General features: G+C 64.3%; 16 protein-coding genes. 2 read left to right on the forward strand and 14 right to left on the reverse strand.

Translation table 11 applies throughout. The annotated features are described in order from the left end of the window. Positions 1 to 111: 111 nt before the first annotated feature. From pal to ACFE72_RS06905, 11 genes are all read right to left on the reverse strand, one after another. Complete coding sequence (pal, locus tag ACFE72_RS06855) at positions 112 to 606, reverse strand: peptidoglycan-associated lipoprotein Pal (protein ID WP_375412320.1); 495 nt, start codon at positions 604 to 606, stop codon at positions 112 to 114. 257 nt (positions 607 to 863) lie between these two features. Beyond that, a complete protein-coding gene (locus ACFE72_RS06860) occupies positions 864 to 1,595 on the reverse strand; it encodes a hypothetical protein (RefSeq protein ID WP_375412321.1) in 732 nt (243 codons plus the stop codon). Positions 1,596 to 1,759: 164 nt separating this feature from the next. After that, the gene (locus ACFE72_RS06865; RefSeq protein ID WP_375412322.1) at positions 1,760 to 4,093 is read right to left on the reverse strand and encodes a putative bifunctional diguanylate cyclase/phosphodiesterase; all 2,334 of its coding nucleotides are present in this window, start codon (positions 4,091 to 4,093) and stop codon (positions 1,760 to 1,762) included. 197 nt (positions 4,094 to 4,290) lie between these two features. Then, positions 4,291 to 5,637 carry a Tol-Pal system beta propeller repeat protein TolB gene (tolB, locus tag ACFE72_RS06870; protein WP_375412323.1) on the reverse strand — a complete coding sequence of 449 codons (1,347 nt, stop codon included), beginning with the start codon at positions 5,635 to 5,637 and terminating at the stop codon, positions 4,291 to 4,293. Between the two features lie 20 nt (positions 5,638 to 5,657). Next, positions 5,658 to 6,602, reverse strand: a complete 945-nt coding sequence (locus tag ACFE72_RS06875; protein ID WP_375412339.1) for a protein TolA — start codon at positions 6,600 to 6,602, stop codon at positions 5,658 to 5,660. A gap of 15 nt (positions 6,603 to 6,617) precedes the next feature. Then, positions 6,618 to 7,064 (reverse strand): protein TolR, encoded by a 447-nt coding sequence (tolR, locus tag ACFE72_RS06880; protein ID WP_375412324.1) that lies wholly within the window; start codon positions 7,062 to 7,064, stop codon positions 6,618 to 6,620. Positions 7,065 to 7,103: 39 nt separating this feature from the next. Beyond that, on the reverse strand, positions 7,104 to 7,817 hold the full coding sequence (gene tolQ, locus ACFE72_RS06885) for a protein TolQ (protein WP_375412325.1): 714 nt from the start codon (positions 7,815 to 7,817) through the stop codon (positions 7,104 to 7,106). Positions 7,818 to 8,062: 245 nt separating this feature from the next. Further along, entirely contained in the window at positions 8,063 to 9,088 is a 1,026-nt protein-coding gene (locus ACFE72_RS06890; protein ID WP_375412326.1) for a Na+-dependent transporter, read from the reverse strand. 232 nt (positions 9,089 to 9,320) lie between these two features. Continuing rightward, complete coding sequence (locus ACFE72_RS06895) at positions 9,321 to 9,794, reverse strand: DUF2852 domain-containing protein (RefSeq protein ID WP_375412327.1); 474 nt, start codon at positions 9,792 to 9,794, stop codon at positions 9,321 to 9,323. A gap of 103 nt (positions 9,795 to 9,897) precedes the next feature. Next, the gene (locus ACFE72_RS06900; protein WP_375412328.1) at positions 9,898 to 10,605 is read right to left on the reverse strand and encodes a TetR/AcrR family transcriptional regulator; all 708 of its coding nucleotides are present in this window, start codon (positions 10,603 to 10,605) and stop codon (positions 9,898 to 9,900) included. A 205-nt stretch (positions 10,606 to 10,810) separates the two neighbouring features. Continuing rightward, positions 10,811 to 11,227 carry a YciI family protein gene (locus ACFE72_RS06905; RefSeq protein WP_375412329.1) on the reverse strand — a complete coding sequence of 139 codons (417 nt, stop codon included), beginning with the start codon at positions 11,225 to 11,227 and terminating at the stop codon, positions 10,811 to 10,813. 209 nt (positions 11,228 to 11,436) lie between these two features. On the opposite strand from ACFE72_RS06905, the gene ACFE72_RS06910 reads away from it, so the two are divergent. Both ACFE72_RS06910 and ACFE72_RS06915 read left to right on the forward strand, forming a co-directional pair. Beyond that, entirely contained in the window at positions 11,437 to 12,213 is a 777-nt protein-coding gene (locus tag ACFE72_RS06910; protein WP_375412330.1) for an SDR family NAD(P)-dependent oxidoreductase, read from the forward strand. Between the two features lie 100 nt (positions 12,214 to 12,313). Continuing rightward, positions 12,314 to 12,745 (forward strand): hypothetical protein, encoded by a 432-nt coding sequence (locus tag ACFE72_RS06915; protein WP_375412331.1) that lies wholly within the window; start codon positions 12,314 to 12,316, stop codon positions 12,743 to 12,745. A gap of 106 nt (positions 12,746 to 12,851) precedes the next feature. On the opposite strand, the gene ACFE72_RS06920 is transcribed toward ACFE72_RS06915, so the two are convergent. The 3 genes from ACFE72_RS06920 to ACFE72_RS06930 all read right to left on the reverse strand — a co-directional run bounded on the left by ACFE72_RS06920 (position 12,852) and on the right by ACFE72_RS06930 (position 15,333). Then, a complete protein-coding gene (locus ACFE72_RS06920) occupies positions 12,852 to 13,262 on the reverse strand; it encodes a VOC family protein (protein WP_375412332.1) in 411 nt (136 codons plus the stop codon). Between the two features lie 440 nt (positions 13,263 to 13,702). Further along, a complete protein-coding gene (locus ACFE72_RS06925; protein ID WP_375412333.1) occupies positions 13,703 to 14,965 on the reverse strand; it encodes an RNA polymerase sigma factor in 1,263 nt (420 codons plus the stop codon). Beyond that, positions 14,962 to 15,333 (reverse strand): YciI family protein, encoded by a 372-nt coding sequence (locus ACFE72_RS06930; protein WP_375412334.1) that lies wholly within the window; start codon positions 15,331 to 15,333, stop codon positions 14,962 to 14,964. The genes ACFE72_RS06925 and ACFE72_RS06930 overlap by 4 nt, the downstream gene beginning before the upstream one ends. Positions 15,334 to 15,748: the final 415 nt, after the last annotated feature.

Here is a 15,748-nt window from a genome sequence, read left to right on the forward strand (position 1 = left end):
GCTTCAACCGCTTGACCGACGCCGGTGGCCGGCCTGGGCGGCTCCGCAGGACGCCAAAACAAAACCGGCGCCCCACCGGGCGCCGGGAAGAACTGATAAGAACGGATCGCCTTACGAACTGGCGTTCAGCACCGTGACCGCGCGGCGGTTCTGCGACCAGCACGAGATGTCGTTGCACACCGCCACCGGGCGTTCCTTGCCGTAGGAGATCGTCCGCATCCGGTTGGCATCGATGCCGCGCGAGGCCAGGAAGGTGCGGACCGACTGCGCACGGCGCGCGCCGAGCGCAATGTTGTATTCGCGGGTGCCGCGCTCGTCCGCATGGCCTTCGATGGTGAAGGAATAGCGGTTGTAGCTCTGCAGCCAGCGCGCCTGCTTTTCAAGGGTCGCAATCGCCTGCGGCGACAATTCGGTCTGATCGCTTTCGAAGAAGACGCGGTCGCCGACATTGACCACGAAATCCTGCTGGCTGCCCGGCGTCGCCGCGCTTGCCATCGCGCCGTCGGCGCCGAGCGGGTTCTTGTTGGCGCAGGCGCCCATCGACAGCGCCACCGCAAGCACCGCAGCCAGTTTCAATCCCTGGAGGATACGCATCTGATGTTTCATTCCGGAGCCTCCGCGCTCACGTTTTTCCAACTGTATCCGGTCTACAGGGCGATGGTTAAGCGAACGTTCCGTCAACCTTGACGAGGTGTTGCGCAACCGCATCAAATGCCGTCAATCAGCGAAAAGCAGTCGCGATAGTTAATGATTTGCAAATGTGGCGCCAAGGTGAAGGCCTGCCCCCGGGAACGCCGTGTTGCGGCCTGCAGGCGATCGACCAAACGATCGACCAAGGCGATCCTAAAGGCGGGCGCCCGAAATCAAGCGCTGGCGACGGCGCGCTCACACGGCAACTCGCACCCAGTCTGACCTTGAGGCTCGTTGCCGCGTCCGAACAGCATCCGCCGCTCGAACGCGCTGGAGTGCAGGTAGGGGTAACGCGCAAATACCTTGTCGCGCAGCGTCGGATAATGCGCCGCCATCAACCCGACCGGTTTCAGCAGGCCGGGGAACAATCGAGGCTCGCATAGCGGTTCCTGCAGGAACACCCGGCGATAGAACGCCCGATGTTCAGCGCGCACGGTAGCAAGCCCGATATCAGCGTTGAAATGAACGCCCGCGACATAGCCGAGCCGGACCGTTGCATAAGGCAGTTCCGGGTACCGCTTGGCCCTTTCGGGATCGGCGACGAACCGGGTCGGATCGACAAGGATATGGCCGCGCGCCAGTTCGGGACGCAGAATATCAGGGAAAACCTCGACCGACGGCGAGGTTGGGTAGTCCGGCGTCGCCACGCTCACGCGAATGGAACTGCAAAGTTCCCCCCGAATGTAGACGCCGAAAATCCAGGAATTAGGCGAGTCATCGAAATGGTCGGTAACGCGCTCGTCGTCCGACGGCAGGATCGCCCCCTCGCGCAAATACGCCCGGTAGCGGAGACGATACATTTCTTCTTTTTGTTCAGGAGTTTCCGCGAGCCGATAATCGACGTCATCAAGGAGATTGGCACTGCGCCCGGGAACTATTGACATGACCTCGGCCGCAGATCGCATTTATACTGTTCTCCAACGCTCAACAACCAGAGCGCGCATTTTCAATCTTAACCCCTTCTTAACTCCAATGCAAAGCAATCGGAGCGTTAGGGTTAACCCGAATCGCAAATGCGGCCTTTTTTGCTGATCGGCAATAAACCTTGTGGAACTTTGGAAAGCAATGCTCAGGCGATCGACCGCGATGGAATGACAAGCGGCAGTTCGTCCGATACCCGGCGGGCATGAGATGCGTTCAACAACTGGCGGACGCGGGTTGCCGGAACCGGACGGCTGAACAGGTAGCCCTGCGCCTCGGTGACGGTGCCGTCGGCGCTGATCAGTTCCAGTTGTTCGTTGGTTTCGATGCCTTCGACGACAACGGACATTCCAAGGTCGGCGCTCAGCCGCGCCACGCCCCGCAACAGCGTCAGCGGACGATCCGAATCGATGCCTTCGAGGAACGAGCGATCGATCTTGACCTTCTGCAGCGGGAAATTATGCAGATAGCTCAGGCTCGAATAGCCGGTGCCGAAATCGTCCAGTGAAATGCGGACGCCGGCGGCGTGCAATTGCGACAGCGCGTCATGGATCCATTGCGTATTGCGCAACAGCGAGGATTCGGTGATCTCGATTTCGAGACGGTTGGCGGGAAGTCCTGACACCTCGAGCGCATAACGCACCTCGCTCAGCACGTCGCGCTGATGGAATTGCTGCGGTGAGAAATTGACCGCGACGGAGACGCCCTCCGGCCACTTCATGCACTCCATGCAGGCCTTGCGCAGAATCCAGCGGCCGAGGTCGACGATAAGGCCCATGTCTTCCGCGACCGGAATGATATCGACCGGGGAAACCGTGCCGCGTTCCGGATGATTCCAGCGCAGCAGCGCTTCGCAGGTGGAAATGCGCCCGCTTTTGAGATTGACCAGCGGCTGATAGAACAGCTCGAACTCCTCATTGGCGAGCGCTTTGCGCAGGTCCAGTTCCAGGATGCGGCGGGCTTCGACCGTCAACGCCATCTCGTCGCGGAAGAAGCAGTACGTTCCACGGCCGTCGGCCTTGGCGCGGTACAGCGCCATGTCCGCGTTCTTCATGAGCGTATCGGCGCTGATGCCGGGCGGCTGCGTCATCGCTATACCGACGCTGGCGCCGATTTCGACCAGGTGATTATCGATTTCGTAGCGTTCGCTCAAACGATCGACGATGCGGCGGGCGAGACCCGCGGCGTCTTCCTCGGATTTGATGTTCTGCTGGAATACGACGAACTCGTCGCCGCCGAACCGCGCCACGAAATCCTCGGGCCGCAGCATCTCGCGCAACCGGTCCGCCACCGCGCACAGCAGTTCATCGCCGCAGGGATGGCCCAGCGTGTCATTGACCTGCTTGAATTGATCCAGATCGATGAACAGCAGCGCCGACAGACGCGCGGCATTTTGCGAAATCGCCAGCAGCCGTTCCATTTCGTCGCGGAAGTTGACCCGGTTTGGCAGCGCCGTCAGTTCGTCGTAGCGGGCGAGATGGCTGATCCTCGCTTCGGCGTTGCGCCGTTCGGTGATATCTTCGACCAGTACGACGGTGCCGCCGCCCGCCATCGGCTGGAACGTCCATGACAGCGCGCGGCCACTCGCCATGTCCGGGTCGGCCGTGGTGATGTAGCCCGCCTGCAAACTGTCGATTTCCGATACTATGAGCTTGCCGCTCGCCGCGGAAACCGTGCCGGCATCGATGCATGCTGCGACGATGGCGGGAGCACCGGCGCCGCGATGCACGAGATCCTCGGACAGACGCATCATCTCGCTGAAGCGGTGATTCATGACGGCGACACGGCCATCGGCGCCGAACATGCAGAGGCCGTGCGGCATATTGTTCAACGCGGTGTCGAATTGAATCGCCAGCGCCGCCTCGCGCTCCCGCGCCACCAGGGCGCGGACGAAAATCTTTTGCAGGCCGGTCGTGATCTGCTTGAGGGCGATGAAGAACAGCGCGCTCAGGAATGCCATGCCGACATAATAAGGGCTGCCATGCAGCGCCAGCGCGAGCGACATCGGTCCGCAGGCAAACAGGATCTGCAGATGGAAGATCCACGGACGGCCGTAGGTTCGACCGGCGCCCGCTGCCATGTAACCGGTGGTGACCGTCAGGCAGATCATGTGGGCAACGGCGTCGTCGCTGCTCAGCAAGGCGACGACGCACCATATTCCCAGCGCGATCGCATAGAGCATGGCCCCGATCTGATAGCGAATCTCCCAGCGTCCGGCATCGTCGGCGGTCAAGGCGGCCTTGCGCGCCTTGTAGCGGTGCATGTCGAACGCGCGGAATGCGCCGGTTACGATCAGAAGTGCGGCGCATGGCCACAGCCAGTTGTCGCCGGACTTCAAAGCCGTCATGACCGCCGCGACGGCCGCGAAAAGCGCTCCCGCCAGCATCGGCCCCGGGTTCTGGAACAGCGAATCGACCAGCGCCGCGTAGATCGACGGCGATATCCTCTGATCGGGATCTGTAGTTCGGCCAGCGAGTTGCATCGGGAGCGCGCACGTCCTTTTTCGACGTGCAGTTTTACCTGCCGCAGATGAAGTCTTTCTGAGGGAATATCGTTACCGAGACGTTGCCATCGCCAAAGCGGAGCAAAAATCTGCCCGGCAAATCAGCGGGCTAGGCCAACCTTGCCGGCCGGCACGCGGGCCTGCACGCGTAATGCGGCAATTTCGCAATAACCATATCAGGATAACAGCGGCGACCATGCCGGATCGGACGCGAATCCCGGAGTCGGAACCCGTTGTTCATTGCGTCCGGAAATATCGACGGTAAACAGCGAAGGGCCGCCGCTGCCGCCGGGGTCGCGGAAAAACATCAGCACGCGGCCGTTCGGGGCGAAGGTCGGACCCTCATTGTGATAGCCGGAGGTAAGCAGCCGCTCGCCGGAGCCGTCGGTCTTCATGATACCGATTGAAAACTGCCCGCCGCCCTGCTTGGTGAAGGCAATGTAATCGCCGCGCGGCGACCACACCGGGGTCGAATAGCTGCCCTCGCCGAACGAGATGCGCTGCGCTCCCCCGCCGGTCGCCGGCATCACATAGATCTGCGGCTTTCCGCCGCGGTCGGATTCGAAACAGATGCGCGAGCCATCGGGCGCATAGGACGGCGAGGTATCGATGGCCGGGGTGTCGGTGAGGCGCGTGGTGGACTTCGAGCGCAGATCCATCACGAACAGGTTCGAGTTGCCGCCCTGCTGCAGGCTCATGATCACGCGCTGTCCGTCCGGGGAAAACCGCGGCGAAAACGACATGCCCGGGAAATTGCCGACGATCTCGCGCTGCCCGGTTTCGATGTTGAACAGATAGACGCGGGGATCGCCCTGGCCGAACTCCATATAGGTGATTTCCTGGGTCGACGGCGAGAACCGCGGTGTCAGCACAAGGTCGGCGCCGCGCGTGAGGTAGCGCACATTGGCGCCATCCTGGTCCATCAGCGCCAGCCGCTTGACGCGGCGTTCCTTCGGCCCGGTTTCGTCGACGAACACCACGCGGCTGTCGAAATAGCCCTTCTCTCCGGTCAGCCGCTCATAGATCTGGTCGGAAATGATATGCGCGATCCGCCGCCAGTATTCCGGCGAGGTGAAATACTGCTGACCGGTGAGCTGCTGGCCGGCAGCGACGTCCCACAGCCGGAACTCGGCCTTGAGCCGTCCGTCGCCTTGCCGGGTCATGCGGCCGGTGACCAGCGCCTGCGCATTGATGGTCTTCCAGCTTGCAAATTGCGGGGCCGCATCGATGTTGGAAATTTTCTCGATGAAGGCCGCCTGGTCGATCGGCGCGAACAGCCCGGAGCGCTTGAGGTTGTTGGTGATGACCTGCGCCACGCCGACCCCGGCCTCGCCATCCGCCGGCGTGCCGCCGACGAAATTCGGTATCGCGATCGGCAGCGGCGCGACATTGCCTTCGGTGATCTGCAGCCGCGTTTGCGCGCGCGCCAATGACGGCAGCAGCAGGCCCGCGGCAGCGCCGCCGATCAAGGCGTGGCGGCGGCTCAGCGGCGGCGGCGGCAGACGGAACGACGTGACGGACATTCTCGAACTCATTTCAAACATCAGCTATGAAACATCTGGCGCGGATCGAAGGTCACGATCATGTCCTTCCACTGCTCGTAAGTGGCGGCCTGCAGCATGTCGAACGGCTGGCCCTGCAGCACCGCGCGCATTGCGGCGTCGGCCGCGGCCTGATAGCGCGGCGACGTCCCGCGCGAAACGATCTCCGGCGGTCCGGCAAGCCGCTTGTCCGGCGTCAGCCTGATCCGGATATCGACGATCAGTTCTTCCGGCCGCTCGGTGCCGGCCTGCACGTTCCAAAGCTTGGTCAGCCGCGCGCGCAGCGCGTCGAGCTCGGACTGCGACAGCGTCGCCGCGGTGCCCCTTGCTGCGCCGAGCGAGGCCTGCGAATTCAGTTGCGCGCCGGCGGCGGCCTGCCGGGTCGGGTCGCGCTTGTCGAGCAAGGCGGCGATCTTCGACTGATCGAAGGTGCGTTCCTGTTTCGGCTTCGGCGGTTGCGGAGGGGATGCCTTGGCTTCCGGCTTCGGGACGGGCTTCTTGCTGTCGTCGGTCTTCAAGGCTTCGGCGATGGGATCGACCTTCGGCGGATCCGGTTTTTTCTCGATCGGCTTCGGCTCGTCCTTGGGCTTTTGCTCGGCCACCGGCTTCGGCGGGTCGGGTTTTTTCTCGACCGGCTTTTCGACCGGCTTCGGCGGTGGGGTCGGAGCCACGGCGGTTTCGACCGGCGGCTTTTCGGTGATCTTGCCGACGGTATCGTCGACCGGCCTGGCGTCGGCGACCTTTTCCACCAGCGGCTTCGGCTTATCCTTTTCGCCGGTCTTGGCTCCGGCGGTGAGCTTTGAGAGCTGGTCGGCGGAGATGATGTCGACCGGCATCGATTCCGGCGGCGGCGCTTCCAGCGAGCGCGCCGAAAACGACACCAGCCCGTAGCCGAGCACGCACAGGTGCAGGGCAACCGACGCCGCCAGATTCTTGTCGACCTTCAGATTCACCTCAAGGCCCTATCCCTGCTCCACCTCGGTGACCAGCGCCACCCGCCTGAAACCAGCCTGCGACAGCCGGCCCATCACCTTCATGACGGTGCCGTAGTCCACCTTCTTGTCGCCGCGAACAAAGATACGCTCGTCCATCCCGGCCCGCGCCTCGGTGATCGCCTTCAGTTTCGGCACCAGCTCCTCGATCCCGATCTCGCTGTCGTTGAGGAACACCTGGCCCTTGAGATTGACCGACAGCGTCAGCGGGTTCTTGTCCTGGTCGAGGCTCTTGGCCTGGGTCTGCGGCAGATCGAGCGGCACGCCGACCGTCAACAGCGGCGCCGACACCATGAAAATGATCAGCAGCACCAGCATCACGTCCACCATCGGCGTGACGTTGATCTCCGCCATGACCGCCTTGCGCCGGCCGCGGCGTCCGCCGCCGCTGGAGGCGCCCGCTCCGCTCATTGCCATGATCTGGTGCTCACCAAGGTGTCCATCATATACCGCCGATCACGCGCGTTCGTCGATCTGGCGCGACAAAATGGCTGAAAATTCATCGGCAAACCCCTCCAGCCGCTGCGCCTGCCGGTTCACTTCTGACGTGAATTTGTTGTAAAAAATAGTCGCCGGGATGGCGGCGATAAGGCCGATGGCGGTGGCGAACAGGGCTTCCGCAATGCCGGGAGCGACTACCGCAAGCGAGGTGTTCTTCGACGCCGCAATCGACTGGAAACTCGACATGATGCCCCACACCGTGCCGAACAGGCCGACGAAGGGACCGGCCGAGCCGACGGTCGCCAGCACCAAGAGCCGCCGCTCCAGCCGCTCGATCTCGCGTGCGATGGAGACGTTCATCACCTTCTCGATCCGCATCTGCAGGCCCGCAAAGGAGCGCGCCTGGCTCTCGAACGAGCGTTTCCACTCCCGCATCGCGGCCACGAAACAGGCTGCCATCGACTGCGTCGGCTTGCCCGACAGCGCCCGATAGAGCTCCTCGATCGATTCACCGGACCAGAACGCCTGCTCGAATCGGTCCATGGCGCGCTTGGTGCGCGCATATAGGAATATCTTGTCGATCGCGATCGCCCAGACCCAGATCGAGCACGCCAATAGCCCCAGCATCACCGCCTTGACGACCCAATGGGCCTGCAGGAACAGCGCGATCAGCGAGACATCGGAAGAGGCGAGCGGCAAAGCTGACTGCGCCACGTCGGCCGGATTCATAAGCGGATTCCTCTCAAGCGACGTCCTCTAACGCAGGTATTCCGTGGTGCCCGGGGCGGCTTCCGATTCCCTTTGAGAAACCACGCGCCACCCGCGGCAGCAGGCGCCAACGCCAAGTTCCAATCTGTCGCATGGGAGGCCCGTTGCAGAAGCCGGGTCCTGCATCCCCTGCCAACATGTCAAAACAAGGGCTGATGACGCGCCGTTGCTGAACTCAGCAGACGCTGATCATGGTTAAGAAGGGGTTACCGGCGAGGTAACTTTGGGGATGGCGTCGCCATACTCTCAGTGGCGTCCTCATCTCGTCCCGCCCGCATCCTCCCCACCACCGGCTTCAGCGACTGCGGCGACCAATAGATCGGAAACTGCGACAGCGCGAAGTACAGCCACGTCAGATCCGGCAGCGTGCCGCCGGCGGCGGCGACCATCAGGCCCATGTTGCGCTGGGACACCAGCAGGCCCAGCGCCAGCGCGCGTTCGCTCCCTAGGCGGCGGAACACCAGCATGGTGGCGCCGACGAGAGCGAAGAAGATCGCGAACGAGAGCAACGCGATGCCGAGAACCTGCAGCGGATCGGCCCAGAAGCTGCTCGCGACCGAGCCCATCACCGCGCTGACGAACACCAGCAGGATCACGATGTTGATGCCGTCGATCGGCTCCTTGTGGCGGCGGATCGCGGCAATGCCGAACATCCAGCGGATCACAAACGCGACGGCGAGCGAGCCCGCCAACATGAAAGCAAGCTTGAGCCCGAGCGCCAGCGGCGACAGGACAAGCGCGCCGCCTAAGAACAGCCAAGCGAACAGCGGCGCGGTCAGCGGCACCAGCGCGGTCCCGGTCACCAGCGTGATCAGCGTCAGCGTCGAATCCAGCCCGATCACCGCCGCCAGCGCCGGCGCTGCCATCATCGGCGAAGCCACCGCCTGCAGCATCAATGCGAGAAACAGATCCGGTGAGGATTTGTCGAGGCCGGCGGCGAGACAGAAGAGGCCGATCAGCGCCGGCACCGCGATCATGTCCCACAGTGACGCGGCCAGCACGATGGCCGGCCGGCGCAGATGATCGCGCAGCGCCGCGATATCGACGCGCATGAACGAAATGCACAGCAGCAGGAAGATCGCTTCGGCGACGTAGGGCTTGAGCAGTTCGCCGAGCGGCGGCAGCGCGAGGCCGATCAGCACCAGCGCTGCGACGGCGCGGGTGCCCTGCCGGCCGAGCCATGCCAGCGCGCGCACGGGCACTGCGACTGCGTCCGTCAAGACGCCAGGCATGGCGTTCCCCTGTCGTGTCATACGCGGGCTTGACCCGCCTATCCATCCATCCTCGCCAGCGGTCTTTGGTGTCCCGACGCGGCGAAGCGGCGCGAACAGCGCTGCATCGCGCCCGGGAACGATCTACACGACGCGCGGACAAAACAAAACCGCCCGCCTTTTTGCAAAGGCGGGCAGCGGTGTTGGCGTCAGATGGAGGGGGCTTGCGCCTGACGGCTTTAAGCGATTTGGATCAGCTCTGCGGCGCGTCGTTCGGCGGCGTCGGTCGGCCGCGGTGCTGCGCCATGAAGGCGTCGAACTCTTCCTTGTCCTTGGCGTGACGCAGACGATCGAGGAAGTCGCGGAATTCGGTCTGCTCCTCTTCCAGCCGGCGCAGCGTCTCGACGCGGTATTCGTCGAAGGCGCGGTTGCCGCTCGACGGCGGACCGAACGGGAAGCCGCGGCGCTCCATGCGGCCGCGCATCCGTTCCATCTTGTACTGCATCTTCTGCATCTTGTTTTCGAAACGGTCCGAGTGGCTCCAGCAACCCATTTTTCTGCTCCCGATTGTGTAGAAGAGAAGCGCAAGGCCGACCGGCCACCAGAACACGAAGCCCAGCACCGTCAGCGCGATCCAGCCGGGATGCCAAGGATTTTCAAAGAGATGCGGGCGATGCGGCTGTTCAACCGGACCGCGCCATTGATTGACATCTGCGGTGTAGGCCATGTTCCTCTCCGTGACGGCAGCGCCGTTGTGAATGTAAATAACATTTACATAGCTAATCCAATCCTGATTATTGTCAAGCGGGCGCCGGAAAAGTCCGCTCACATTATGTTGAGCGTTTGCCCCAGGGACCTGAGGCAGCCGCGGGCGGCCGGTCTTCCGGAGCTGTCCGCCGCTCGGCCGGAAAGCCGAGCCCGCGCAGATAGATCAGCACTTCGGCTTCCAGCAGCTCTTCGGCCGACATCGGCAGCTTGCGCCGCGCCGCGTCGCCGCGCGCGAACAGCGAGGCGACGCCGTGCGACATCGACCAGATGTGCAGCGCCATCATCAGCGCCGGCGGCCGCGCCACGCCGGGCGGCGCCAGCGCGGCAAGCCGCGCCGCCGCGGCGCGGATGATGCCGAAGGCGCGCTCGCCGGCTGCGTGCAATGCCGGATTTATATCGGCCGACAGCCCGGATTCGAACATCGCCGAGTAGAACGCCGGCTCTTGGCGCGCGAATGCGAGATAGGCCTTGCCGACCCGTTCGAACGCGATGACGGTGTCGGGACGGCCGTCGTCCCACGCCGCATTCAGCACCGCCTCGAACTGTTCGAAGCCGCGCTGCGCGATCGAGGACAGCAGTTCGTCGCGGTCGCGAAAATGCCGGTACGGCGCCGCCGGACTGACGCCGGCCGACCGCGCGGCGTCGGCGAAGGTGAAACCGGCCGGTCCCTTCTCGGCGATCAGGCCGAGCGCCGCCTGCAGCAACGCCTCTTTGAGATTGCCGTGGTGATAGCCGCGCTCGGCGCGGCGCGATTCCTTGCGCCAGCTCATGTGAACAGCTTTTACATGAGCCGCGTCAAAAGGTCACGATAAATGGCCGCGGCCGGCTTGGCGCCATCCAGCCCGATACCGGCGCCGGTTCAACGGGTTACCGCCGATTCATCGAAGCGGCGCAATTGTTGCGATGGTGATGCGGCAAACCGGCGGCGGAAGTGTGAACCGCCCCGGGCCGCACGCCGGAAATCCGCAATTCCGGCTAACCAGCGGATTTGCCTTGCAATTCCGTGAATCCCGCGGCCGCCCGCCGCACATCGTCCGGGAAGTCGGCCATTTCCTGCACCTGTCTCACTTCCACGATTTCATTCGGGCCGGCCGGGCACCTGGTCGCCCATGCGATCGCCTCGTCGCGCGATTTCACGTCGATCATCCAGTAGCCGCCGAGCACTTCCTTGGCTTCGGCGAACGGCCCGTCGGTCACCAGCGGCTTGCCGTCCGCGAACGTCACCCGCGCGCCCATCGACGGCGGATGCAGCCCATCGAGCGTGATCAGCACGCCGGCCGCTTTCAGCGCCTCGTTGTATTTCATCATCGCGGCCACCGCGTCGGCCGGCGGCATGGTACCGGGCGCGGCGCTCTCGTACCCCTTCGGGATCATCAGCATCATGAATCGCATGTCGTCGCTCCGTTGAGGTTTGCGTTGCGCGGGCGCAAGGTTGGACCGCGCGGTCGTATCATGAAGACGGGTTGCGTTTCATGGCGCCGACAGCTTGCCCGAAATTATTTCGGGATAATCACCGCCGGAAAAGTCGCTCGTACCGCATCGGAGACACCGGGCTTTGCGATGCGCTATAACACCGTTGAACACGCGCAGGAATGGATCGGATGACCACGGACATCAGAAAAGTCGCGCTCGTCACCGGTGCCGCGCGCGGCATCGGGCTTGCGGTCGCGAAAAAGTTTCTCAGCCAAAGCTGGCGCGTCGCGCTGCTCGACATCGAGGGCGAATTGCTGCGCGGCGCGGTGGCGGCGCTGGACGATGCCGACCATGCGCTGGCGCTGCCGTGCGACGTTGCGGATGCGGCCGCGGTGGCCGAAACCGGTGTGCGCTTCGGCCGGCTCGACGCGCTGGTCAACAATGCCGGGGTCGCGGTGTTCGCGCCGCTGCTGGAAACGTCCGAGGCCGACTGGAATCGCGTGCTGGCGGTGAATCTCACCGGGCCCTTCCTGTGCACCAGGGCCGCGGCCCCGCTGATGCGCGAGCACGGCGGCGGCGCCATCGTCAACATCACCTCGATCTCCGGGTTGCGCGCCTCGACGCTGCGCACCGCCTACGGCACCAGCAAGGCGGGGCTGGCGCATCTGACCAAGCAGTTCGCGGTCGAACTGGCGGGGCTCGGCATCCGCGTCAACGGCGTGGCGCCCGGGCCGGTGGAAACCGCGATGGCGCGGCAGGTTCACACCCCGGAAATCCGCGCCGACTATCACGACGCCATTCCGCTCAACCGTTACGGGCTGGAAGAGGAACTGGCGGAGGCGGTGTTCTTCCTGTGCAGCGAGCGGGCGAGCTACATCACCGGGCAGGTGCTCGCCGTCGACGGCGGCTTCGATGCCGCGGGAGTGGGACTGCCGACGCTGCGGGGGCAGCGGAGGGATTCGTAGTGCCATCCCATGATTGCCGCGATTTAAATGCATGCGTCATTCCGGGGCGCGCGAAGCGCGAGCCCGGAAATGACGGCTGAGTTTTAACGGAACGCCCGCCATGAGAACCATTCTCGCAAAGCATCTGTTGCTCGCAATGCTGCTGCTCGCCGCCCCCGCATCCGCCGAGGTGCGCATTCTGGCCAGCCCCGGCGGCGAGGTGGGTCCCTTTCTCGACCTGTTCGCGCAGGTGCGCGCGTCCGGCGAACGGGTGGTGATCGACGGGCCGTGCCTGTCGGCCTGCACGCTGGTGCTGTCGGCGGTGCCGAACGAGCGCATCTGCGTGACGCGCCGCGCGGTGCTGGGTTTTCACGCCGCGCGCTCGATGGACGGGCGCGGAAGATTGTATGCCGAGCCGGAGGCGTCGGCGGCGGTGCTGCAGGCCTATCCGTCGCCGGTGCGCGGCTGGATCCGCCGCCATGGCGGCTTGACCTCGCGCGTCCTGCTGCTGCGCGGCCGCGCGCTTGCGGCGATCTATCCGATGTGCCGGTAGGCTGCGTCCCCCGGACGCAGCGCAGCGCTCGGCTGTTCGCGAAGCGGCATGATCGGCGATGCTTCGCATCGCCTTGGAATGCCGCAGCGCGCCCGAACACGAACCCTCACATCTCCATCGGTGAGATCACCATCCACGGAATGCCGAACTTGTCGACGCAAATGCCGAACCCCTTGGCGAAGAAGGTCGGCGCAAAGGCCATGGTGACGGCGCCGCCTTCCCTCAATGCGTCGAATTTCCGTCCGGCGTCGGCGGGATCATCCACCGTCAGCGTGACCGAAAACCCCTGCGGTTGGCGGTAGTGGCCAGACGGCGAGTCGGAACCCATGATCACCTCGCCGTCGACCGAGATGCTGCCGTGCATGATCTTCGTCTTCCATTCCGGCGGCGTCTGCATTTCCGGCGGCGCACCCTCGAAGGTCATCAGCACATTGATCTTGGCGCCGATCGCCTGCTCGTAAAATTTGAACGCCGCCTCGCAGTTGCCGTTGTAGTGGAGGTAGGGATTGACTTGCATGGTGGTCTCCTTTGCTGATTTCATTCCGCGAGGGCGTGTTAGCGCAGCGTAACCCGCCTCGTGCGGCGCACAAGGCGCGGCGGATACCGCTGCGCTGATCCGCCTTACGTTCCGTGATGCGTTCAGGCGGCTCCGGTGATTTGACTGCAAGACGAACGGTTCGGCGGCAATCCGACAGGTGATGAAAAAAATATCATGCGCGGGCTCGACGAGATTCACTCATCTCGTCATACGCGGGCGTGACCCGCGTATCCATCCATCTTCGCAAGCGTCGTTTCGACGGGGATGGATTGCCGGGTCGAGTCCGGCAATGACGGTCGGGATGTGTGCACATGGCAGGGCTCGACCCGGCCATGACGCTCCCATCTGTGGCGGTCCGGCCTGGGCGGAGCGGCATGAAGGATGCCGCGCCGCGTCCGGGCACAATGCATTGCAGTCCCTCACCTCGCCCCCGCCTGGCTGCCGTCGCGCATCAGGCGGTCGAGGTGCATGCGGATGTGGGCGGCTTCCGCCGACGTGTGGGCCAGCGCGATGGCACGGTCGAAGGCGATGCGCGCCTCGTCGTCGCGGTCGAGCTGCATCAGGAGCGCGCCTTTCACGCCGAAGAAGTGAAAATAATTCGACAGCCGCGCCCCCAGCGGCTCGATCATCGCAAGCGCCGCGGCAGGGCCGCGCACCTTGGATACCGCCACCGCGCGGTTGAGCGTGACCACCGGCGACGGCTGCATGATCTCCAGCGCGCCGTAGAGCAGGTCGATCTGCACCCAGTCGGTGTCCTCGGGTCGTTCCGCCCGGCCATGTAGCGCCGCGATCGCGGCCTGGACCTGGTACGGCCCGCTGGCGCGGTGCCGCATCGCCTTGTCGATCAGGGCCAGTCCTTCGGCGATCATCGTCGCGTTCCACAAGTTCCGGTCCTGGTCGTCCAGCAGCACCAGCGCGCCGTTCTTGTCGAACCGCGCCGCCGCGCGGGCATGCTGCAGCAGCAACAGCGCGGTCAGGCCCATGATTTCGGCTTCGCTCTGGAACAGCCGCAGCAGCAGCCGGGCGAGGCGAATCGCCTCTTCGCAGAAGGGGGCGCGGACTTCGGCGGTATCTCCGCCCGCCGAATAGCCCTCGTTGAAGATCAGATAGATCATCGCGGCGACGGCGGCGAGCCGCTCGCTGCGCTCCACCGCGCCGGGAGTCTCGAACGGCACGCCGGCCTGCGCGACGCGGGCCTTGGCGCGGGTGATGCGCTGCTCCATCGCGGCTTCGGTGACCAGAAAGGCGCGGGCGATCTGCTTGACGCTGAGACCCGAGACGATGCGCAGCGCCAGTGCGATCTGCTGGGTCGCCGGCAGATCGGGATGACAGCAGATGAACAGCAGCCGCAAAATGTCGTCGCGGTAATGCGAGCCGTCGAGACGCTCCGCCAGCGCGTCCTCGGCGTCGCCGAGATCGGAGATCGCCTCGTCATCGGGAAGCGGCTGCTGCCTGTTGCCGCGCCTGATGTCGTCGATCGCGACATTGCGCCCGACCATGATTAGCCACGCCGCGGCATCGCGCGGCGGCCCGTTCTGCGGCCAGCTTTTCAACGCGCGCAGGCAGGCGTTCTGGAAAGCCTCCTCGGCGGTATCGAGATCGCGGAAATAGCGCAACAGCGCGCCGAGCGCCTGGGGACGCGCCGAAGTCAGCGCGGCATCGATCCAGGCGGTGTCGGTCATGTGGCAAGGCCTCCCGGCAGGAACAGGCCGACCGGGCGGATTTCATAGGCGCCGCCGGGGTTGGCCTTGGCAAGGTCGCGCGCGAACCGCAGCGCCTCCTCCAGCCCGGAGACGTCGATGACGTAGAAGCCGAGCAGTTGCTCCTTGGTTTCGGCATAGGGTCCGTCGATGATCAGCGGCGGATCCTGGTTCTTGTGCAACGTCGTCGCCGCGGTCGTCGGCAGCAGGCGGATTGCGGGGCCAAGCTTGCCCTGTTTCGCAAGGTTTTCATGGACGAGGTGAAGCTGCGCCATCACCGCATCGTCCTCTTCCTTGCTCCAGGAGAAAACCGTGTCTTCGTGGTTGTAGCAAAGCAGGGCATAGAGCATGCGGGGTTCCTTTGGTGGAAGACGAACGAGCATGAACGATGCCGACATCGCGGTACGGCTCGACCCGTCCCGTCCTACGCGGGCTCGACCGATCCCGTCATAGGGCCGGGCTCGACGCTTTCCGTCATACGCGGGCTCGACCCGCGTATCCATCCATCTTCGGAAGAGTGGTTTCGAAGGGATGGATTGCCGGGTCAAGCCCTACTGGATGCACATATCTTATCGTCATTGCCGGGCTTGACCGGCAATCCACCCTGCTTCGCAAAAGCCTTTTTCGAAGTGCGATGGATACGCGGGTCAAGCCTGCGGTTGACGCGGCGTGTGTTGCGGCGTCTTGCAATATCGCGCTCCACGGGGCGTGCGTTCCCCGGACGCAGCGCAGCGCGCAGCCCTTGCGGAGCGGTGCGCTGCAGAG

Source organism: uncultured Bradyrhizobium sp. (genome assembly GCF_964252615.1).
Lineage (GTDB): Bacteria > Pseudomonadota > Alphaproteobacteria > Rhizobiales > Xanthobacteraceae > Bradyrhizobium.